Source organism: Polaromonas sp., assembly GCF_030689685.1.
In the GTDB taxonomy this organism is placed as follows: domain Bacteria; phylum Pseudomonadota; class Gammaproteobacteria; order Burkholderiales; family Burkholderiaceae_C; genus Polaromonas.
Genome location: NZ_JAUYEY010000046.1, coordinates 92,671 through 114,039, shown reverse-complemented (window position 1 = coordinate 114,039; position 21,369 = coordinate 92,671). Strand labels below are relative to the sequence as shown.

General features: G+C 60.0%; 19 protein-coding genes and 1 pseudogene. 15 read left to right on the top strand and 5 right to left on the bottom strand.

The genetic code is table 11. The features are described from left to right. Positions 1 to 169 precede the first annotated feature (169 nt). The gene (locus Q8O29_RS11780; RefSeq protein WP_305562998.1) at positions 170 to 1,189 is read right to left on the bottom strand and encodes an LLM class flavin-dependent oxidoreductase; all 1,020 of its coding nucleotides are present in this window, start codon (positions 1,187 to 1,189) and stop codon (positions 170 to 172) included. A gap of 84 nt (positions 1,190 to 1,273) precedes the next feature. On the opposite strand from Q8O29_RS11780, the gene Q8O29_RS11775 reads away from it, so the two are divergent. Beyond that, complete coding sequence (locus Q8O29_RS11775; RefSeq protein WP_305562978.1) at positions 1,274 to 1,831, top strand: YaeQ family protein; 558 nt, start codon at positions 1,274 to 1,276, stop codon at positions 1,829 to 1,831. Positions 1,832 to 1,904: 73 nt separating this feature from the next. On the opposite strand, the gene Q8O29_RS11770 is transcribed toward Q8O29_RS11775, so the two are convergent. After that, positions 1,905 to 3,620: a long-chain fatty acid--CoA ligase gene (locus Q8O29_RS11770; protein WP_305562976.1), complete on the bottom strand. Its 1,716-nt coding sequence runs from the start codon at positions 3,618 to 3,620 to the stop codon at positions 1,905 to 1,907. A 121-nt stretch (positions 3,621 to 3,741) separates the two neighbouring features. Here Q8O29_RS11770 and Q8O29_RS11765 point away from each other — a divergent pair, with 121 nt between their 5' ends. The 4 genes from Q8O29_RS11765 (at position 3,742) to Q8O29_RS11750 (ending at position 6,093) form a co-directional block, all read left to right on the top strand. Further along, entirely contained in the window at positions 3,742 to 4,704 is a 963-nt protein-coding gene (locus Q8O29_RS11765) for a tripartite tricarboxylate transporter substrate binding protein (protein WP_305562974.1), read from the top strand. A gap of 149 nt (positions 4,705 to 4,853) precedes the next feature. Then, a complete protein-coding gene (locus Q8O29_RS11760; protein WP_305562972.1) occupies positions 4,854 to 5,132 on the top strand; it encodes a hypothetical protein in 279 nt (92 codons plus the stop codon). Positions 5,133 to 5,137: 5 nt separating this feature from the next. Further along, positions 5,138 to 5,428 carry a hypothetical protein gene (locus tag Q8O29_RS11755; RefSeq protein WP_305562970.1) on the top strand — a complete coding sequence of 97 codons (291 nt, stop codon included), beginning with the start codon at positions 5,138 to 5,140 and terminating at the stop codon, positions 5,426 to 5,428. Beyond that, complete coding sequence (locus Q8O29_RS11750) at positions 5,425 to 6,093, top strand: DsbA family protein (RefSeq protein ID WP_305562968.1); 669 nt, start codon at positions 5,425 to 5,427, stop codon at positions 6,091 to 6,093. The genes Q8O29_RS11755 and Q8O29_RS11750 overlap by 4 nt, the downstream gene beginning before the upstream one ends. Before the next feature lie 55 nt (positions 6,094 to 6,148). Here the strand turns inward: Q8O29_RS11750 and Q8O29_RS11745 are convergent, their stop codons facing one another. The 3 genes from Q8O29_RS11745 to Q8O29_RS11735 all read right to left on the bottom strand — a co-directional run bounded on the left by Q8O29_RS11745 (position 6,149) and on the right by Q8O29_RS11735 (position 8,380). Beyond that, a complete protein-coding gene (locus Q8O29_RS11745; RefSeq protein ID WP_305562966.1) occupies positions 6,149 to 7,201 on the bottom strand; it encodes a DMT family transporter in 1,053 nt (350 codons plus the stop codon). Positions 7,202 to 7,229: 28 nt separating this feature from the next. Beyond that, entirely contained in the window at positions 7,230 to 7,844 is a 615-nt protein-coding gene (locus Q8O29_RS11740; protein WP_305562964.1) for a class I SAM-dependent methyltransferase, read from the bottom strand. A gap of 62 nt (positions 7,845 to 7,906) precedes the next feature. Continuing rightward, a complete protein-coding gene (locus Q8O29_RS11735) occupies positions 7,907 to 8,380 on the bottom strand; it encodes a Cd(II)/Pb(II)-responsive transcriptional regulator (protein ID WP_305562963.1) in 474 nt (157 codons plus the stop codon). Positions 8,381 to 8,420: 40 nt separating this feature from the next. Here Q8O29_RS11735 and Q8O29_RS11730 point away from each other — a divergent pair, with 40 nt between their 5' ends. The 10 genes and pseudogenes from Q8O29_RS11730 to Q8O29_RS11680 all read left to right on the top strand — a co-directional run bounded on the left by Q8O29_RS11730 (position 8,421) and on the right by Q8O29_RS11680 (position 21,225). Next, a complete protein-coding gene (locus tag Q8O29_RS11730) occupies positions 8,421 to 10,667 on the top strand; it encodes a cation-translocating P-type ATPase (RefSeq protein WP_305562961.1) in 2,247 nt (748 codons plus the stop codon). Between the two features lie 43 nt (positions 10,668 to 10,710). Continuing rightward, positions 10,711 to 11,061 carry a hypothetical protein gene (locus Q8O29_RS11725; protein WP_305562959.1) on the top strand — a complete coding sequence of 117 codons (351 nt, stop codon included), beginning with the start codon at positions 10,711 to 10,713 and terminating at the stop codon, positions 11,059 to 11,061. 93 nt (positions 11,062 to 11,154) lie between these two features. Next, positions 11,155 to 12,450, top strand: coding sequence for a TolC family protein (locus Q8O29_RS11720; protein ID WP_305562957.1), 1,296 nt, complete (start codon positions 11,155 to 11,157; stop codon positions 12,448 to 12,450). 8 nt (positions 12,451 to 12,458) lie between these two features. Next, positions 12,459 to 13,655, top strand: coding sequence for an efflux RND transporter periplasmic adaptor subunit (locus Q8O29_RS11715; RefSeq protein ID WP_305562955.1), 1,197 nt, complete (start codon positions 12,459 to 12,461; stop codon positions 13,653 to 13,655). 17 nt (positions 13,656 to 13,672) lie between these two features. After that, positions 13,673 to 16,798, top strand: coding sequence for an efflux RND transporter permease subunit (locus Q8O29_RS11710; RefSeq protein ID WP_305562953.1), 3,126 nt, complete (start codon positions 13,673 to 13,675; stop codon positions 16,796 to 16,798). After that, complete coding sequence (locus tag Q8O29_RS11705) at positions 16,795 to 17,130, top strand: P-II family nitrogen regulator (RefSeq protein WP_305562951.1); 336 nt, start codon at positions 16,795 to 16,797, stop codon at positions 17,128 to 17,130. Before Q8O29_RS11710 ends, Q8O29_RS11705 begins: the two co-directional genes overlap by 4 nt. Before the next feature lie 131 nt (positions 17,131 to 17,261). After that, positions 17,262 to 17,702, top strand: coding sequence for an MgtC/SapB family protein (locus Q8O29_RS11700; RefSeq protein ID WP_305562949.1), 441 nt, complete (start codon positions 17,262 to 17,264; stop codon positions 17,700 to 17,702). A gap of 210 nt (positions 17,703 to 17,912) precedes the next feature. Beyond that, positions 17,913 to 19,823: a heavy metal translocating P-type ATPase gene (locus tag Q8O29_RS11695; RefSeq protein WP_305562947.1), complete on the top strand. Its 1,911-nt coding sequence runs from the start codon at positions 17,913 to 17,915 to the stop codon at positions 19,821 to 19,823. A 69-nt stretch (positions 19,824 to 19,892) separates the two neighbouring features. Beyond that, the gene (locus Q8O29_RS11690; RefSeq protein ID WP_371134222.1) at positions 19,893 to 20,204 is read left to right on the top strand and encodes a zinc ribbon domain-containing protein; all 312 of its coding nucleotides are present in this window, start codon (positions 19,893 to 19,895) and stop codon (positions 20,202 to 20,204) included. Positions 20,205 to 20,259: 55 nt separating this feature from the next. Further along, a pseudogene (locus Q8O29_RS11680) lies at positions 20,260 to 21,225 on the top strand (cation diffusion facilitator family transporter). Positions 21,226 to 21,369: the final 144 nt, after the last annotated feature.

The following is a 21,369-nucleotide window of genomic DNA, read 5'->3' as shown; positions in this document are numbered from 1 at the left end:
GGCACTTTGATGCCGTATCCATCAGAGGATCCACCTCGATTACTCGAAGTCTCTCTTCCTGATCGACGGCTGTTCATGCCCTTGGCGTTCAACAGTCTCAATTCCTTGCCCGTGGGCAGGGAGGCATCCATAGCATCTCCTGGTATAGGTTGAAAGTTTTTTTGAAGGGTCAGCCGGCGCGGGCTGGGGCTGCACAGAATTGTGCCGCCAGCAATTCATAAGAGCGCCTGCGCACGGCCGGATCGTGGGCCCAGGTGATGACCACCAGTTCCTCGACCTCCAGCGCCTTTGACAAGGCACGCAATTTTTGGGCGACCTGTGGACCGCTGCCCACCAGCGACGTGCGCCTGAGCTGCTCAGCCTGCATCTGTTCCGCAGGACTGTAGGGCCGCAGCGCCACTTCGGCCGGCGATTGCAGCGGGCCCAGGGCGCCACGGTTGCGATCTATTTTCCAGCGCTCGCGGCTGGAAAAATCCTGCCAGGCCCGCTCTTCGGTGTCGGCGGCCAGTGCCCAGACACACAGCGCGGGCTGGGGCTGCGGATGTTGCAGGCTGGGCCGGTACATGTTGCGGTACATCGCGATGGCTTCTTCAGCGCCCTGCCCGTCGGTGATGAAATACGCAAACGCATAGGGCAGGCCGTAATGCGCCGCCAGTTGCGCACCGTAGTTGGAGCTGCCCAGCATCCACAGCGTAGGCGCGGTCGGTCCACCGGGCTCGGCAGTGATGCCCCGGCCCGGATGACCCTCGGGCAAGTCGCTGCCGCCGACCCAGGCCTGCAGCTCACGCACCTGCAGCGGAAAGTGATCAGCCGCGCTGCGCGCCTGCGGATTGAGCAACTGGGCGGTGCGCCCGTCCGAGCCCGGCGCGCGCCCAACACCAAGGTCAATGCGCCCCGGCGCCAGTGCTTCGAGCACGCGAAACTGCTCTGCGACCTTGAGCGCCGAATAATGCGGCAGCATCACGCCGGCACTGCCTATGCGTATGCGCTGCGTGGTCGCGGCAATCGCCGCCATCAACACCTCGGGCGCGCTGCCGACGATGGTGGGGTGGCTGTGGTGCTCGCTGACCCAAAAGCGCTCATAACCAAGCACCTCGCAGTGTTGGGCCAGGGCCAGGGTTTCACGGATGGAGGCATCGGCGCTGCGGCCGGTCACGGCCACCGATTGGTCAAGAACAGACAGTCGGATCATGGGATGACTATAGCCAGAGTACCCCGTCCATGCTGGTCTGTTCCAATACAGCCTCCACCACCCGATCCCGCAGAGAAAACCATGGCACTCAAAGCCACCATTTACAAAGCCCAACTCGCCATTGCCGACATGGACCGCGGCGTTTACGCCGACCACAACGTAACGATTGCACGGCACCCGTCCGAGGCCGACGAACGCATGATGATCCGCCTGCTGGCCTTCGCGCTCCACGTCACGGCCGACGAGGAGCGTGGCAAGCTGGAGTTTGCCAAGGACCTGTGGGATGTTGATGAGGCCGCACTTTGGCACAAGGACTATACCGACAGCATCCTGCACTGGATCGACGTCGGCCAGCCCGACGACAAGCGCCTGATGCGCGCTGCTGGTCGGGCTGAACGCGTCAGCGCCTACAGCTTTGCCAGCAGCACACCGGTGTGGTGGAAAACCATGGAAAGCAAGCTGACACGTGCGTCCAACCTGGTGGTCTGGCAGATCGATGCGGCGCAAAGCCAGGCGCTGGCCAAACTGGCCAACCGAACCATGCAACTGCAGGTGACGGTACAGGACGGCACGGTGTGGATAAGTACCGGGGACCAGTCGGTGGAGATCACACCACGCCGGCTGACGGCGGGCGGTTAGCTGGCCGTACAGTTTTGCTATTGTTTTTATAGCTTGTTACGCTGATTCCATAAGGGCCAACAGCCTTTTTGATTCAAACTTTCTGCGCGGCTTCTGCCGGTGCCTCTGCCTCCTGCAGCGTGCGCCACATCACCTTGCCCGACCCGCTCTTGGGCAAGGCATCGACAAACTGCACGACGCGCGGGTACTTGTAGGCCGCCATGTTGTCGCGGCACCAGCCGATGATGTCTTCTTCGGAGGTAGCGCCCTTCGCGGCCGGACGCAGCACCACCACCGCCTTGACGGTTTCTCCGCGGTAGGCGTCGCGGGTGGAGATGATGCAGGCCTCCTGAATGGCCGGGTGTTTGAACATCAGTGCCTCGACCTCGGCTGGCCAGACCTTGAAGCCCGAGGCATTGATCATGCGTTTGAGGCGGTCGGTGATGAAGAAATAGCCGTCCTCATCGACCCGCCCGAGGTCGCCGGAGCGGAAAAAGCGATTGCCTTCGAAGTCGATGAAAGCCGAGGCCGTGGCCTCGGGCCGTTTCCAGTAGCCTGCAAAATTCTGCGGCCCACACATGATGATTTCGCCCTGCTCGCCCTGCGGCATTTCCTGCAGCGTCAAGGGGTCAATGACCCGCGCGTCCACGCCGACAAAGGGCACGCCCAGGCACTGCTGCTTGGTCGCGTCCGGCGGGTTGCTGTGCGAGGGCGCGGCGGTTTCGGTCAGGCCGTAACCCTCCGCAAACCGCAGGCCGTATTGCTCCCACAAGCGCTGGGCCACGGCCTGCGGCATGGCCGCGCCACCGCCGCCGATATAGACCAGGCCACTCAAATCAAAATTCGCGAAATTCGGGCTGGCCAGCAAGTCGATCACCATGGTCGGGATATTGGTCCAGTGCGTCACGCGCCACTTTGAGATCAGCCGCCCGGCCAGCTCCCGGTCCCAGCGTGGCATCACGACCAGGGTGGCGCCACCGTAAATCGCCGCATGCATGACCGAGACCATGCCGGTGATGTGGAACATGGGCACCACCGACAGCACCACGTTTTCAAAGGTGCTGTTGCCCCACAGGCCGCTGGCCACCGCGTTGTGCATGATGCTGGCGTGGGTGTGCATGCAACCCTTGGGCAGGCCGGTGGTGCCACTGGTGTAGGGGAGCACCGCCAGGTCTTGCGGCGTGGCGCTGTGCGCGGGCAGCTTCGCGACATCGCCGCGCAGCGCATCGGCCCAGTCAGTGACCGCGCCGCCGTCGGGTGCCGCCAGCGCATGCCGCGTGCCCAGCCACTCCTGCCAGGCGGGCGGGAGCGTTTCAGCACCTTCGGCCTGCAGGTCAAAGGCGTCGCTGTAATGCGTGACGATCATGTGCTGCAGGCGTTCGGCCGGGGCCAATTGCGCATTGGCGCGCGCCAGCTCGGGCGCCAGGTCGGCCGCGATGATGGCGACTTTGGCATCCGGGTCGGTGATGTAGTGCTTGAGCTCCTCGGCGCGGTTCATTGGATTGACCGGCACCACCACGGCATCGGCGCGCAGGATGGCAAAGTGGGCAATCACCCACTGCGGGCAGTTCTGCATGTCCAGCACCACGCGGTCGCCTTTTTTGACGCCCAGGGCATGCAACGTCGCGGCCAGGCGTTCGGCTTTGTCCAGCACTTCGGCATAAGTGAACACGCGGCCAAAAAACACCAGCGCGGCCTTCTCCGGAAAACGCAGGGCGCTGACCACCAGGTTGTGCCACAGCGAGGTGGTGGGCGGCGTGATGGTGTGGGGCAGGCGTTTCGGCCAGAACTTGAAATGGGCGCGGTGCATGGTGTCTCCTTGGCGCTAGCGTAACGTGCCCCGGCCAGCAGGGCATCGGGGAAGACGCTAGCGGCGTCGCGTGCGCGACGCTGTTTATCATGGGCCACTATTTCAAAAAAAGGAGATACCCATGTTCACTCCCCGGCATGCCCTGGCGGCTCTGCTCGTTGCGCTCAGTTCAGGGGCTTTTGCGGCCTTTCCCGAAAAACCGATACGTGTGGTCATCGGCTTTCCCGCAGGCGGGCCGCTGGACCAGCATGCGCGGCTGCTGACCGAGCGGCTGCAGGCGGTGCTGGGCCAGCCCATCGTGATCGATTACAAGTCGGGCGCCGGCGGCACCGTCGGCGCGCAGGACGTGATGAAGGCCGCACCCGACGGTTACACCCTGATGCTGGCCAATACCGGCGTGATGGTGATCAACCCGGCGCTGTACAGCAAGCTGCCCTACGCCACGCTGAAGGACTTCACACCGATTGCGCGCACCACCATGCAGCCGCTGGCGCTGCTGGTCAACCCCAAGCTGCCGGTCACCACGCTCAAGGAGTTTGTGGATTACGCCAAAGCGCGTCCGGGCCAGGTCAACTACGGCTCGGCCGGCAATGGCGGCATCAGCCACCTGGTGCCTGAGATGTTCAAGAACGCCGCCGGCCTGTTCATGGTGCACATTCCCTACCGCGGCAGCGCACCGGCCTTTACCGACCTGATGGGCGGGCAGGTGCAGTTCATGGGCGAGTCGATTCCGCAGGCGGCGAGTTACCACAAGCAGGGCAAGGTGCGCGCACTGGCCGTGACCAGCAAGGAACGCAATCCCGCGCTGCCGGACATTCCGACCGTCATCGAATCGGGCTTCAAGGGCTTTGAGGTGGTCGGTTTTTACGGCTTTCTGGCGCCCGCCGGCCTGCCCAAAGACGTGACGGCCAAACTCAGCGACGCTTTCAAACAGGTCATGGTCAGCCCGGACATCCGCAACCGCATGGTGACGCAGGGGGCCGATCCGGCCTTCATGGGCAGCGAGGACTTTGCGACTTTCCTGGCCGCCGAAATGCCGCGCTGGGCTGCAGCCGTCAAGGCGTCAGGTGCCAAGCTGGATTAGCCGCCCTCTGCACACATCGCAACCCTGCGGCACAATCCTTGCAAACCTGACCCAGGCAATAGACCGACCTCAAAGTCGCTCTCATTTTGATAGCTGCTTGCGCGCGTCCGATATGGGCTACAGCACGATTTGACTCATAATTTCTGCAAGTGACCCGCCCCGCCATGCCGCCCGTCCTCTACCTCTTCGCGCTGTGCAACCTCGTGATTGGCAGCGGCGCGTTTGTGCTGGGCGGCATTCTGGTGCCGCTGGCTGGCTCGCTGGACATCAGCGTTGCGGCGGCCGGGCAGGCCATGACCGCCTATGCCGTGGCCACCGCCATCTTGGCGCATCTCGGCTGGGTTGGCGTGGCTTTTTGCCTGCTGGCCCTGCTGACCCTGGCCTTTGAACCCGCGCAGGCACGGCCGCGCGCCACTGTGGCATCCTGATGGCCATGCACCCTGCCCAGCATCAACTCGCCGCACTGACCGACGCACTGCAACAACTACGCGGCGACACGCTGGCCGTGGCGGCTTTTTCACGACTGGCGCAAAATCAGACTGTCTTGCTGGCCGCGTTGCCGCCACAATTTGCGACCGTGCTGCAGCAGTTGCTGGACCGGCTGGAGTCGGCGGCGCTGTTCTGCGAAGAAAGTTGCTCCTTCAGCCAGAAGGATCTGCTGGACAGCCTACAGCAGTGGCTGGACCATGCGCAGCACCAGTTGGGCAAAGGAGATACCGCATGAACACTACCTCCGCTCCTGTGGCGCTGGTCTACATCGGTGACCCGATGTGCTCCTGGTGTTACGGCTTTGGCGTGCCGCTGGGCCAACTGCTGGCGCGTTTTCCGACTCTGCAAGTGGAGCTCTTGCTCGGCGGCCTGCGCGCCTACAACACCCAGGTGATGGACGATGCACTGAAAACCAAACTGCGCGGGGCCTGGGCCAACGTGGCGCAGCGCTCTGGCCAGCGGTTTTCGCCAGCGTTGTTTGAACGCGAGGATTTCATCTACAACACCGAGCCGGCCTGCCGCGCCGTGGTCACCGTGCGCGAACATGCGCCGCAGCTCGCGCTGGCCATGTACCACGCGACCCAGCAGGCGTTTTACGCCGACGGCCGCGACACGACCAAGGCCGCCGTGCTCGGTGAGATCTGGGACGAAGTGCACGGCCGCACCAAGGAAGCCTGGGGCCACATCGACTTTTTACGCGACTTTGACAGCGAAGCGATGCGGCAGCGCACGCGTGAGGACTTTGCGCAGGCGCAGCGCTGGGGCGTGCGCGGCTTCCCGACCTTGCTTGCCGTCGTGAATGGTCAAGCGCAGATGTTGACGAATGGGTATACCGACGCCGAGGTAATGGCTGAGCGGCTGGCAGCACTGCACCTACAAACGAAGAAAGCGTCGGAGTGAGCGGCAAGTAGCTTTACCCGCCACACGATGTTGCCGACGGGACACCGATCTGCGCTCAATGGGGATGACGGTGGTGCGCGTCGGGAAAATGTGCATGTGTGTGCGCAATCGTCGTGTGGCGGTGTGAATGGGCATGACGCGTGCCCGGCGCCGTGGCGTCCTCATGCAGATGGTCGTGGTGCAAATCGTCCCCGCCGTGCTCATGCACATGGCTGTGTTCGAGCGCTTCGTGCGTATGAAAATGCTGGTGGCTTTCCGTCAAATGCAGCCAGACACCCCAAGCCATCAATGTCCCTGCCAGTACCAGCGGCAGAGACACAGGCTCACCCAAAAGCGCAATGGCAACAGCGGCGCCAACGAAGGGCGCGATGGAAAAATACGCCCCGGTGCGGGCCGTGCCTAGGTGGCGCAGGCCGATCACAAACAGCGCCAGGCTGGCGCCATAACTTGCAAAGCCCAGCACGGCGGCAGCAAGCACCACGGGAACGCCGGGCCAGGCCGCCCCCAGCGCCAACGCAAGCACCAGATTGGTAGCCCCTGCGGCCAGCCCCTTAACCATGGCGATAAACGAGGCGTCGGACAAAGCCACCTTGCGTGTCAGGTTGTTGTCCACGGCCCAGGCCAGGCAAGCGCTCACCACCGCCAGCGCCGGCCACAACTCTTCAAGACGCGCCTGACCCGGCCATGACAAGACCACGCCGCCCGCCACAATCGCCAGCATGCCCAGCGCAATACGCTTGTCAAAGTTTTCGCGGAAAACAAACCAAGCGAGCAAGGCGGTGAACACACCCTCGGCATTGAGAAGCAAAGAAGCGCTTGATGCCGGCATGCCCGACAGGCCCACCATCAACAGCACCGGGCCGGCCATGCCCCCGGCCAGCACCGCGCCCGCCAGCCACTTGCCTTGCCCACGCGGCAATTGCACTGGCGGCGCCTTGCGCAGCAGACGCAAGACGAACAAACCCAGGCCAGAACCCAGGTACAGCAAGGCAGCGAGCAACCAAGGGCTGGTCTGGGCCAGCAGCAGCTTGGCCAGTGGCGTGCCGGCGCCGAACAGCGCCGCCGCCAGCAAGGTGGCGAGCACGCCCGGCTGTGCCAGCGCGCTCATGTGCAGCCCCGTTCAGGCATCGGTGCCTTCAGTGCATCACGCAGTGGCAATACACAAAATGCTGCACCAGCCCGGCAGGCGTGTGGTGGTCTTCCTGCATGTGCTCGATCAGCTCGAACGCGCCACCGAACTCGGCATGCAAGGCATCCGGCGCATACCGCACGACAGGCAAGCCGCTGCATTCCAGCGGCCCCTCGGGCCCGAACGCGGCCACAATGACATGGCCGCCCGGACACATGGCGCGGCGTACCTGCGCCACATAGGCAGCGCGATCCGCTGCATCGGTGAGGAAATGAAAAACAGCCCGGTCATGCCAGATGTCGATGCTGGCTGGTTTCAGCGCGACGGTGGTGATGTCGCCCTCCATCCAGTTCACCCGCGCGGCCTGTTTGCCCAGGCGCCGGCGCGCCACGTCGAGCGCGGCGCCGGAAATATCAAGCACGCTCACCTCCGTCATGCCATCAGCCAGCAGGTCGTCCACCAGGCTGGAGGCGCCGCCACCAACATCGACGATACGCGCCGACTTGTCCCGTGCCACGCCACGAATCACCTCCAGAGACAGGGTGGCATGCGGCTGGTACCAGCTGACAGTGTTGGAGGACTTGGTGCTGTAGACCTCGTCCCAATGCGATTTGGCTTGCATGAAAACTCCTATATCCGGTGATCACTCATCATATGCAGGCTGCTCAGCGATGGATGTCATCGCTAAACATGGCGCTTTCTTGCTGCTGGCGCGGCAATGCCTGCACCCTGCGCATCGGCCAATTGGTGCAAGGCCTCAATGATGTGGCAATGCGTGTCGCTGCCGTCGCAGCGGTTGCGCAAGGCTTTCAGGTCCTTTTCCAGCGCCTTCAACTCCGCCAGTCGCGCGCGAACATGGCCCAAGTGCCCGTCAAGGGCGTCGCGTGCCGCCGCGCAATCGGTCTTGATGTTCAGGTCCAGCCCGAGCAGGGTGCGAACTTCATCAAGCGACATGTCCATGGCCCGGCACAGGCGGATGAAACGTAGCTGGTGCACGTCACCCTCGCTATACAAACGATAGCTGTTGTCGCCGCGCCCATGCGGCCTCAGCAGCTCTTCCTTCTCATAAAAACGGATGTTGGCCGGGCTGACGCCGCTGTGCCGCGCGGCCGCGCCAATCTGATGACCCCGCGCTTGGGATGGATTTGAAACAGGCATCGCTTGACCTTGAAGTGACTTGAGGGTTTCCAATCATGCCATGACTACTCCCAGAACATCCACCCCGGCCGACGCATGCTGCGCAGTAGACAGCAGTACCGCCCCGCCCGCCAATACCGAGTCGCCATTGCCTCCGTCCAGCGCCAGGGGCCGATATTTCCGCATTGCCACCTTGGACTGCAGTGCGGAAGAAGCTGACATCCGGCGCGCCCTGGAACCGATTGCGGACATTCGATCATTGGGATTTCAGCTCGGCGCTCGCACGCTCCGAATTGACGCAGCTCAAGAAGCCTTACCGCTTGCTCTCGACGCAATTCGCAAAGCAGGCTACGACCCCCAGCCGCTATTGGAAAGCGCCGCCAAAGTGCCGGGAAACCCAGAGGATCATGATCACGCTCCTGCGGCTGGCACGCAAGGCCTGGCGGGCGGCCTGACTCGTCTGGCCATGGCCCTGCTTTTGGCCACGGGCGCCGAAGCAATCTCTTTTTTTGCACCGCAAGAGCTGCCCTGGAAAATTGCCGGCATGGCCGTGGCTGCTCTGGCCATTTGGCTGGCGGGCCTGGACACCTATAAAAAGGGGCTGGCTTCCCTGCTTCGCGGCAAGCTCAACATCAATGCCCTGATGGCGGTTGCTGTGACCGGGGCGTTCCTGATTGGTCAATGGCCAGAGGCCGCCATGGTGATGGCCTTGTACGCGATTGCCGAATTGATTGAAGCCAGGGCCGTGGATCGTGCGCGAAACGCCATCAAGGGCCTGCTGGATTTGGCCCCGGACCAGGCCATGATGCTCACACCCGCCGGCACTTGGGTTCAGACGCCCGTGGCCTCCGTACCCATGGACGCAACGGTTCGTATCAAACCCGGTGAACGCGTACCCCTCGACGGCATCGTGACCAAAGGCAACGGAGCGATCAATCAGGCCCCCATCACGGGCGAAAGCATTCCGGTGGACAAAGCACCCGGTGACCCTGTGTTTGCCGCGACGATCAATGAAACCGGTGAGCTTGAATTCCGCGTGACCGCGGCTTCCAGCGATACGACCCTTGCCCGCATCATTCACGCCGTAGAGCAGGCCCAGGGCACCCGCGCACCGACGCAGCGCTTTGTCGATCGCTTTGCCGCCATCTACACCCCGGCTGTCTTTGCCATTGCTATCGCAGTGGCAACGCTCACGCCTTTTCTCATGGACTTAAGCTGGATGGAGGCGATCTACAAGGCACTGGTGCTGCTGGTAATCGCCTGCCCCTGCGCACTGGTGATCTCCACGCCCGTCACGGTGGTGAGTGGCTTGTCCGCCGCTGCGCGTCGGGGCATCCTGATCAAGGGCGGAACCTACCTTGAGGAGGCACGCTTGCTGAAAGTGGTTGCGCTGGACAAGACCGGAACCATCACTGAAGGAAAACCCAAGCTGGTGGATTGGCGCGTATGGGGCGAAGCTGACGAAGTCTCCAGCAAACAACTGACGGCTACTCTGGCATCACGCTCCGACCACCCTGTTTCGAAAGCCATCGTGAGCGGCTTGGGCGTGGAAGCCCTGCCAGTGGAAAATTTCCAGGCGTTGCCAGGCCGGGGCGTAGAGGGTATCGTCAATGGTCAGCGCCTGGTCCTGGGCAATCACCGCCTCATCCATGAGCGTGGCCTGTGCGGCACCGACCTTGAAGCAGAACTGGCCAAGCATGAGCAACAAGGCCGGACGTTAAGTTTGCTGGCGGATGAAAGTCGCGTTATCGCCTTCTTTGCCGTGGCTGACACCATCCGCCAGACGTCCCGGCAGGCCATCGCTGACCTCAAAGCGCTGGGTGTTTCCTCGGTGATGCTCACCGGTGACAACACCGCCACAGCCAAAGCAATCGCCGCCGAAGCCGGTATTGATGAAGCGCGGGGCGACATGCTGCCGGAAGCCAAACTCGACGCCATCAAGGACATGCAACAGCGTTACGGCGCCACGGGCATGACTGGCGACGGAATCAACGACGCGCCGGCGCTGGCGCAAGCTGACATCGGCTTTGCCATGGGTGCGGCGGGCACAGACACGGCGATGGAAGCCGCCGATGTCGTCATCATGAACGACGATTTGCAGCGGGTTGCAGAGACAGTGCGCTTGTCCAGACGTACCCACGCCATCCTCTGGCAGAACATCACTTTGGCTCTTGGCATCAAGAGCGTATTCCTGGTGCTCGCCGTTTTCGGTAGCGCCACCATGTGGATGGCCGTCTTCGCGGACATGGGGGCCAGTTTGCTGGTCGTGGGAAATGGTCTTCGCCTGCTCCGCGCCAAAGCCAAGTGACCCGACAGTCGATCTTAGATCGAGTCACTGATACACTGTTTTTATGCGCCGTTATCTCGTCATCTTTTTTATGGTGTTTCTGCCTTTCCAGTTTGCCTGGGGAGCGGCAGCGAGCTACTGTGCTCATGAAAAAGGTGACAAGGTCAGCCACTTGGGGCATCACGCGCATGTGCACAAGGTGTCTGGCCAAAGCACTGAGGCGGCGACTTCTTTTTCAGACGGTTATGACCCCGATTGTGGCTATTGCCACAGCGGGTGCGCCCAGCCCCCTACAAGCACCACGCTAAACTTGCCCGTTGTCATTCCATCGATTTATCTACCGCCTGACACGCATCCGACGCGCTTCGGACTGCCGGATTTAATCGAACGACCTAAGTGGAATCTCGCCGCCTGATCCGGCGAGAACGCTTCCCTCTTTTTAGCTACCCTCCGGTAGCGAGCCTTCCGCCGGATTCTCCCCCTTTGTTTTTACAACTAGGAGAATTCGATGCAACCGAAAACGCTGGCGCTGGCCTGCACACTGTTTTTTTTATCTGCCCCCGGCTTCGGCCAAGTCACCCAGGTTGTCAGCGTTACAGACGCTCCTGCGACTGATCTGGCGCCGCTGACCCTCCCCGAAGCGCTTGTTAGAGCCGCACTGGCCAATCCGTCCTTGCGCACCAAGCAAGCACAACTTGCCGCTGCAGAGGGTTTCAACACTGACGCCAAGTCTCTGCTATTTAACAATCCTCAACTTTCGCTGGACAAGACCAGGCGCGTGGTGCCCCAAGTTGGGATGAGCACTGAGCGCCGTAACGAGTGGAATGGAGGGCTGTCCCAGGCCTTTGAAACAGGCGGTCAAGGCGGCTTTCGACGTGAAACGGCTGCTTCCGCTCTGGAAGCGCTCCGTTATGAAATCGTCGATACCCAGCGGCAAATTCGAAGCGATGTTTCTGCCCGGTTTTATCGGGTGTTGGCATTGCAGCAACGCGTGGACCTAGAAGCACAGGCACTCAAGTTGTTTAACGATGCTGCAGCCGCAGTTCAAAAGCGCCGTAGCGCCGGTGAAGACACCAAGCTCGACGCAAACGTCGCCCTGGTGGAAGCGGAGCGCGCTCGTAACCAGTTGGCACAAGCACAAGAGCAGTTAAACGAAGAACGCAACGAGCTTGCTGCGCGCCTTCAGCTAGTGGGTTCAGCCCTGCCGCAGGCACAGGGAGAACTGACACCACAGGCCATGGGCTTTGCACTGAACGACCTCTCGAACAGTCTGGATGCCCAACCTCGCCTACTGGCACTGGCCGCTCGCGAAAAAAGCGCCAATGCCCGATATCGTCTGGAGCGCGCGAGTGTTTACCCCGACGTGACGGTGGGGGTGAACGCAGGCCGGGAAGGTTCCAGCGTCGCCCGCGAGAGACTCACCACCATTTCTGTCACTGTGCCCCTGCCACTGTTCAAGCGCAATGCCACAGGAATCGGTCAGGCTTCCAGCGAGGCCACCCATGCACAAATTGAGCGGGAGGCTGCGCAGCGGGACGTGAGAGCCAACGTGGCGTCTCTCTGGTCGAGGCTGTCCAGCCAGGAGCAACGCGTGCGCCGACTACAGGAGGTTGTACTACCCGCCCTGACCGAAAACCTTAGTCTTTCCGTCAAGTCCCGCCAGGCGGGGCAGATCGGCCTGCTGGAGCTGATCGTCGTTAACCGTCAGGCGCTCGATGCTCGCCGCGACCTCATCGAAGCGCTATCTGAATACCACAGTACCCGCGCAGCCCTGGAGCTCGAAGCGGGTTGGCCCAAAGAATGAGATTCATCATGAACACTTTCAAATTTACCAATATTTCCTCTTCGTACCGTCCTATAGGCGTCTCTGTGCTGCTGGCTGTACTGCTCGTCTTGGGCGCATGCGGGGACAAATCTGCAAAGGGAACTGAGCCTGCCACGCAAGAAGCCAAAGGCGAGGCAGCCAAAGAAAAAAAGGGCTTGAAACTGACTCCGGAAGAGCAGGAGCGGGCAGGGATCAAACTTGAAGAAGTCAACTCTCGCACTTTCGAGGACTTCGTAAGCATGACCGCAACCATTCGACCCAATCAGGATCGAATTGCCAAAATTGCGCCGCGCGTCGAAGGCCGGATTGTGAGCGTGTCGGCTAGTCTTGGGGATAACGTCAGCGCCGGGCAGTCATTGGCGATCATGGACAGTCTGGCGATTGGCGAGGCGCAATCTGCACTTCTGCGTGCGCAGTCGTCTGAGCGGGTTGCTCAGGCCGACTTCAAACGTGCAGAGTCACTCAGCGCAGAAGAAATCATCCCGCAAAAGGAATTGCTCAGGGCGCGTGGTGAGCTTGAGCGCGCCAGTGCGGAATCCCGCGCAGCAAGTGATCGGTTGCGATTGCTCGGAGGTTCCGCCAGCGCGAGCGGCAGGGCACAGTCCACATTTGCGCTGACGGCACCATTTGCGGGCACCGTGATTCAGAAGAAAGCCACGATAGGTGAACTCGGATCGCCAGCCGATGCCGTTTTCACTATTGCAGACCTGTCAAAGGTATGGATTGAAGCCAACCTTACTGATCAGCTTCTCTCGAAAGTGAAAACTGGTGCTGCAGCGACCGTGACCGTGGGTGCCTATCCAGGCGAACGCTTTAACGGCCGAGTGGCATACATAGCCAATGTCCTGGACAAGGACAGCCGCACGATCGCTGCGCGTATCGAGGTGCCTAACAAAGACGGCCGTCTCAAACCGGAAATGTTCGCCACGGCAAACATCGCGACTGGTGGGCAACTGGAAGCGATTTCAGTGCCTGACGGCGCCATCTTGCTGCTTCAGGGGCAACCGACGGTTTTTGTAAGCGAAGGAGGCGGTTTCCAGCCACGCGCTGTTGAGACCGGAGAAAAACTGCAAGGACGTACGGTTATCAAGTCTGGCTTGAAACCGAAAGACCAGGTCGTCGCAGCAGGTGCTTATGCATTGAAAGCGCGAATGCTGAAGTCGCAAATCGGCGATGCCCATTGAGCCAAGGATAAAACATCATGCTCAATGCAATCGTTGACGCATCCCTGCGTTACAAAGTACTCGTTCTCGTCGCTTTCGCGGTGCTGGTCGGCCTCGGTGTACAAGCTTTCCGGAACGTACCTGTGGACGCCTTCCCGGATGTGACACCTGTCCAAGTCAATATTTATACGGAATCACCCGGTCTCGCCGCAGAAGACGTTGAAAGACTGCTCACGACGCCTATCGAAGGTGCAATGGCAGGTTTGCCCAATGTGGAAGAAGTTCGCTCGGTTTCCCTGTTTGGCCTTTCCTATGTTGGCATCTATTTCAAGGACAACGTCGACATCTATTTTGCGCGTCGTCTCGTTGGCGAAAAACTCCAGGATGTCAAAGGCCGGTTGCCCGAAGGTTATGGTGAGCCTGTCCTGGGTCCCAACAGTTCCGGTCTGGGCCAGGTGTTTTGGTACACCATCGAATCTGCAGACAAAAAGCTAAGCGCGATGGATCTGCGAACGCTGCATGACTGGACCGTGCGGCTGATCCTGCGGACCGCCCCAGGGGTGGATGATGTGATTTCATGGGGCGGCGACCAGAAGCAGTACCAGGTGCAGATTGACCCCAATAAATTGATCAAGTATGGCTTGACGTTCAGGCAAGTCATGGACAGTCTGGCTGCAAACAACAAGCAGGTGGGTGGACAATCCATCAATCTTGGCTCCGAGCAATACCTGGTTCGCGGATTGGGCCTGGTGACAGGGACCACCGACATCGCGAGCATTGTGGTGGCCGAGCGCAATGGTGCGCCGATCTTTGTACGTGATGTCGCTGATGTGAAGGAAGCCGCAGCGCCCCGGTTTGGTGCGGTCACGCGGGATGGTCAGGAGGCTGTTCTTGGAATGGCGCTGTCGCGGGTCAATGAAAATGCGAAGAATGTTGTCGAAGCCGTGAAAGCAAAGCTGGCCCTCGCACAGGCAGCCCTGCCAAAGGGCGTGTCGCTGATCCCGGTGTACGACCGTACTGATCTCGTGGACAAGGCACTGCGCACCGCTCAAAACTCATTGATAGAGGGCGCAGTTCTGGTAGCGATCATCCTGTTCCTATTCTTGGGGGATTTCCGCTCCGCTATCGTCGTCATCGTGACCTTGCCGATGGCCATGTTGATTGCGTTCATTCTCATGCAACAGTTTGGGGTAACGGCCAACTTGATGTCGCTTGCCGGATTGGCCATTGGCACCGGGATGATGGTTGACGGTGCCATCGTAATGATCGAAAACGCCTTCCGGCTGCTAGCTCATGCCAAGGAATCCGGTAAACCGATCAAGAAAACTCACCTGATCCTTGAAGCCGCGCGCGAGGTGATGAACCCTATCGCCTTCGCCATCCTGATCATCATCGTGGTGTTCATGCCGTTGTTCTCCCTCACAGGGTTGGAAGGCAAGCTTTTCAAGCCAATGGCATTCACGATTTCGTTTGCAATGGCGGGTTCGCTCCTGCTGTCCATGACGCTGGTGCCGGTACTGGCGGCACTCATCCTGAAACCCAAGGAAGAGCGTGACACCTTTATCGTGCGCTGGGCCAAAAAGGTCTACCTTCCGCTGCTTGATTGGGCACTGGAGCGTAAAAAGCTGGTTGTCAGTACGGCGCTAGGGCTGCTTCTTGTGTCGCTGGCGTTGTTTCCTTTCCTTGGGAAGGAGTTCATGCCGCAACTTCAAGAAGGAACCATACTGTTTCGGGTGACCGGTATTCCTTCCACGTCCCTTGACGAGTCCATTCGCGTGTCCAACGTCATCAGTACAGAGCTCAAGAAGCAATTCCCCAAGCAGGTCGAGTCTGTCCTGGCAACCATAGGCCGGGCTGAGGGTGGTGAAACCACCGACGTCAACTACATGGAAATACTGATAGCGACCAAACCTCAGTCGGATTGGCCAGAAAAGGTGTCTTATCCCGCTCTTGCATCGGAAATGCAGGAGGCCATGGAGAAGGTGGTTCCCACTGCTGTTATCGGAGCCAGCCAGCCCATCCAGTCCCGTGTTGAAGAGTTGATTTCCGGTGTACGTGCCACTCTCGCGCTGAAACTTTACGGTGAAGACCTCGGTACCTTAGACCGGCTGACTGGGGAGCTACAGGGTGTGTTGGGCAAAGTCCCTGGCGTGGCAGACTTGTCTGCGGAGGCGAACAAGGGCAAGCCTCAACTTGTAATCAAGGTCAATCGAGAGGCCGCAGCTCGTTACGGCATCAATGTGAACGACGTCCTTGAAGTGGTCAAGGCCGGTATAGGTGGGGAAGCTGTTTCTACCCTGATTGACGGCACCAAACGATTCGACATTACAGTGCGTTTGCCCGACGCTTTCAGGGCCAGCCCGGCAAGCATCGGCGCCATCCCCATACGCACCGGAGAAGGAGCGCTGGTGCCGTTCTCGCAGGTTGCGACCATTGAGCTGGATGAAGGCTACTCGTTTGTCCGGCGCGAGGCCTTGCAGCGGTACTCGGTGCTGCAGATGGACGTGAAGGGCCGTGACGTAGACAGTTTTGTGAAGGAGGCCAGCGCCAAGATCGCGGAGCAGGTCAAATTACCGACAGGCTATTACTTTCAATGGGGCGGCGCCTTTGAGAACCAGCAGCGTGCGATGGCCCGCCTGGCAGTGATCGTTCCATTGACCATTGGCCTGATCTTCATGTTGCTGTACACGGCATTTAATTCCGTGCGTCACGCAACGCTGATCATCGCCAACGTGCCATTCGCCATCATCGGCGGCATTGTGGGCCTGTTCATCACAGGTCAATACCTGTCGGTTCCCTCTGCCATTGGCTTTATCGCGGTATTCGGGGTGGCCATGCTCAATGGTATTGTGATGGTTACGTTCCTAAATGACCAGCGGCGCCAAGGTTTGTCCATCAGGGACGCGGTACGCCGGGGCGCTGAGTTGCGGCTACGGCCCGTGCTGATGACGGCCTCGGTGGCTATCATTGGTCTGGTTCCCATGCTTCTATCCACTGGAGTTGGCGCTGAAACCCAGCGTCCGCTGGCCACTGTGGTGGTGGGCGGCTTGTTTACATCAACCGCCTTGACTCTGCTGTTACTTCCACTTTTTTATGAGTGGTCCGAGCTTCGGGCTGAGCGTAACGCGCAAAAACTTAGCGCCAGTGAAGGAGCTTCATCATGAAAGAAATCAAGGCCTACATCCATCGCAATCGGATTGCAGAAGTCATCAGCGCCCTCAAGAGCTCTGTGGCATGGACGGCTGTGGGTAGCGGTGAACACAACCTGACTGTTTATATGGTGAAGGGGTCGCTGGTTCCGCTGGACGATGGCGAGCGTCGCTATTCGGTTGACCTCGGTGATGAGGTTATTAACGAGTACAAACTGGAGCTTCACTGCGGCGACGATCATGTCGACGAATTGGTGAAAATCATTGTCGCCTCGGGGCGTACGGGGCAGGCCAATTCCGGGTGGGTCTATGTTGTGAACATCGTTAATGCAGTGCCCATTTTTTGATCAGTATTCGATGTTGACACCCTTGCTATCAAGGGTTTTGCTTGTGAACCGAGCCTCTTTTAGCGAAGGGCTCACCGTGTTTTTCTGCCAAACCGATGGTATTCAAAGCCTGTCCTCGGGAAAGGAAAAAAATGGATGTCAACACTGAACTTCTTTATGCCTCCCGAATGATTCTTGCTGCAGTGATCGGTGGCTTGATTGGTTTGGAAAGGGAGCGTCATGCCAGCGATGCGGGCATTCGAACCTACATGGCAATTTCAATGGGCGCTTGTGCGTTCAGTCTGATCTCTGTCCACGTCGGCGGTGATCCCACCCGTATTGCTGCGCAGGTTGTCACGGGCATTGGCTTCATCGGGGCGGGGGTCATTTTTCAGGGCAAAGGAGGTGTCGCAGGACTGACGACTGCCGCAACCCTTTGGGCGACAGCGGCAGTCGGCATGGCCAGCGCTTTCGGCATGTATGTATTGGCAATTGTCACGGGAGTGCTGCTTTTTGCAACCCTGTCTCTTCACCACCTGCCCGGTTGGAAGCGCCTCAGCCAAAAATCTGATGACCACAGCCATCCCGGGTAGCTACTGTTGGCCTGGCATCGCCAGTATTTTCATTAAATTGATTCAAAGGAGCAGGCCATGGAATTCTGGAGCCGATATTGGGGCATTCAATGGACAACAACGCAGGTGGCTGCGGTCCCGGAACCCCCTGCCCGAAGTGCGCCGGGCCACAGTAGCAATTAACCATTCACCACACCCGTAGAAATTAATGGCATCAGAAGGAGTAGCACGATGGCTGAAGAAATGAAACCGAACTTGCCCGAGCTTGCCGAGGCGGGATGGTTCGCCGGCCATCGTGAACTGATTCTTAGCGGCTGCGCGGGCTTGCTGCTGCTCGCTGGCTGGCTGGCTGGCCGTGCTGACGCCCCTCGCGGGTTATCGCTCGGACTGTTGCTTGGTGCCTACGCTGCGGGTGGGTTCTACACGCTGCGGGAAGCTGTGGAGAGTATGCGCAAGCGCCAGTTCGACATCGACACCCTGATGCTGGTCGCGGCGGCTGGGGCGGCTGCGCTTGGCGCCTGGGAGGAAGGCGCCTTGCTGCTGTTCCTGTTCAGCCTGGGGCACGCGCTGGAACATATGGCCATGGACCGCGCACGCAAGGCGATTGAGGCGCTGGCGGAACTTGCCCCGAAAACAGCCATGGTGCAGCGCAATGGTCTGGAGATGGAGGTGCGGGTCGAGGAACTGCAGCGTGGCGACCGGGTGATCGTCAAGCCCGGTCAACGCATCCCCGCCGATGGTCAGGTGGAATCCGGGAACTCGGCGGTGGACCAGGCTCCGGTCACCGGCGAATCTATGCCGGTGGACAAGCAAGCGGGCGACAAGGTTTTCGCCGGCACGGTCAATGGCGAAGGCGTGTTGACGGTCGAGGTGACCAAGCTGGCGCAGGAAAGTACGCTGGCGCGCATGGTAAAAATGGTGGCCGAGGCGCAGACGCAAAAATCGCCCACGCAGCGTTTCACCGACCGCTTTGAGCGGATCTTCGTGCCCGTAGTGCTGGTGGGTGCCGGTTTGCTCATTGTTCTGCCACCACTGTTCGGCTTCCCTTTTGCCGAATCCTTTTACCGCGCCATGGCGGTTCTGGTAGCGGCATCACCCTGCGCGCTGGCCATAGCAACCCCGTCGGCCGTGCTGTCAGGCATAGCCCGCGCAGCGCGCGGCGGCGTGCTGATCAAGGGTGGTGTCCATCTGGAAAATCTTGGCGTGCTCACGGCCATCGCCTTCGACAAGACCGGTACCTTGACCGTCGGCAAACCCAAGGTGACTGATGTTGTCGCCGTCGTCGGCGACGAGGCGCGTCTGCTGACCGTTGCCGCCGCTGTAGAAAGCCGCAGCGCTCATCCCCTTGCGCAGGCGGTGGCGACGGAAGCAAAAAACCGCGATTTAAGCTGGAGCGAAGCCGGAGAAGTCGAAGCCGTTACCGGAAAAGGAGTGCGCGCCGACTTTGAGGGACAAAAAATAGCTATCGGTAACGCCAAGTTGTTTGACGGCGAATCCATCCCTGAAGTAGTTCAGCAACATGCCTTGCGCCTGCAAGCCGAAGGTAAAACCATCATGTTGATCCAGGCGGATGGGCAGTTCCTCGGCGTGGTGGCCTTGGCTGACACGCCGCGCGAGGGGGTGCGCGGGGTGCTGGAGCGCCTGCATCAACTCGGCATTCAGAAAACCATCATGCTCACTGGAGACAACGAGGGCGTTGGCCGCGCTATCGCCAACTCGGTTGGCCTGGACGAAGTGAAAGCGGGATTGCTGCCGGAAGACAAGGTCAAGGCCATGGAAGAGCTCGAGGCCCGCTACGGGCAGGTTGCCATGGTTGGCGATGGGGTCAACGATGCGCCAGCCATGGCGCGAGCAACGGTCGGCATCGCCATGGGTGGCGCTAGCACCGACGTAGCGCTGGAAACCGCAGACGTAGCACTGATGGCTGACGATCTTTCCAGGCTACCGTTTGCAGTAGCGTTGAGCCGCGCATCCCGACGCATTATTCGGCAGAACCTGTGGGTGTCGCTGGGCGTGGTGGCAGTGTTGATTCCTGCCACCCTGTTTGGCTGGGCTGGTATTGGCCTGGCGGTATTGGTGCACGAGGGCTCAACCATTGTGGTGGTCATTAACGCGCTGCGCTTGCTGGCATACAAGGATTAACAGCGATGCCACGCATATGCCGCATGCACTTACAGCGGCTTTTTCATTTTCTAACCATAGGAGAAAGTCATGGGTTTCTTGGATAAATTGCTTCAAAGCATGGGTGGCGGTCACCACGGCAGTAGCCGCAGCGGTCATGGAAGCGGGCACGGAAGTGGCCGTGGCGATGGCTATGGCTACCCACCCCCACCAGCTCCGCCGTATACCGCGCCGTCCGGCGGCGGGCCAACATGTCCTTCGTGTTCTGCGGCCAATATCCCGGGCGCGCGCTTTTGCGCTCAATGCGGCAAGTCTGTGATACCGGGCATTTGCAGCAACTGCAACACCCCTTTGGTCGCGGGAGCAAAATTTTGCCCGAATTGCGGCAAACCGCAGACTTGATTGACCAGTTCGATCAGGATGAAAAAGAGATGGTGGCTATAACAGGAGCGCAAAAATGAGTACTGGGCATTCCCACGCCGTACCAGAGAACAAAAAAGAAACCACGCTGTGGATAGCGCTGATTTTGACTTCAACCTTTCTGGTGGCAGAGGCGGTGGCTGGCATAGTGCTCAACAGTCTGGCGCTGCTGGCTGACGCCGCCCACATGTTTACCGATGCCGCAGCGCTGGCCATTGCCCTGGCGGCCGTGCGTATTGCCAGACGCCCTGCCGATGCGCGATGAACCTATGGATATCACCGCTTCGAGATTTTGGCCGCAGCCTTTAACGCGTTACTGCTCTTCGGCGTTGCGATTTACATTTTGTATGAGGCCTACCAGCGCTTTCGCACGCCGGGCGACGTGCAGACCACAGGCATGCTGGTGGTTGCAACCATAGGCCTCATCATTAACCTCATCAGCATGCGTCTGCTCAGCAGCGGCAAAGACAGCAGCTTGAATATCAAAGGGGCCTATCTGGAGGTATGGAGCGACATGCTCGGCTCTTTGGGCGTGATTGTTGCTGCTGTCCTTATTCGATTTACCGGCTGGGTCTGGGTTGACACCCTGGTGGCTGCCGGTATTGGTCTGTGGGTGCTGCCGCGCACCTGGGTCCTGCTCAAAGAAAGCCTGAATGTTCTTCTGGAAGGGACGCCCGAAGGACTTGCACTGGATGAGGTGGAACGCGCGATGCGTGCCGTTGCCGGGGTCACCGGTGTTCACGACCTCCATGTGTGGGTGCTAACCAGTGGCAAAAACAGCCTGACCGCCCATGTGGTCCATGCAGCCGACGCAGCACCTGCCGACGTCATTGAAAAACTAAAGATTCTTGTTGCAGATCGATTCCAGGTATTTCACACCACCATTCAGTGCGAGCGGGTGGCTTGCGAACACCGTGCCGATGGCTGTAACTTTGTAGATCCGCGCCCGGCAAGACGGGACGGGCCTGAGGACCGTGAGCCAATCATCAATAGGTCCCCCTGAGATCGCCTTGCTTTAGCAGAACATCGCGTCGGCCCTGGGCATCAAGAGCGTGTTCCTGGTGCTCGCCGTTTTCGGTAGCGCCAGCATGTGGATGGCGGTGTTCGCGGACATGGGGGCCAGCCTGCTGGTGGTAGGCAACGGGCT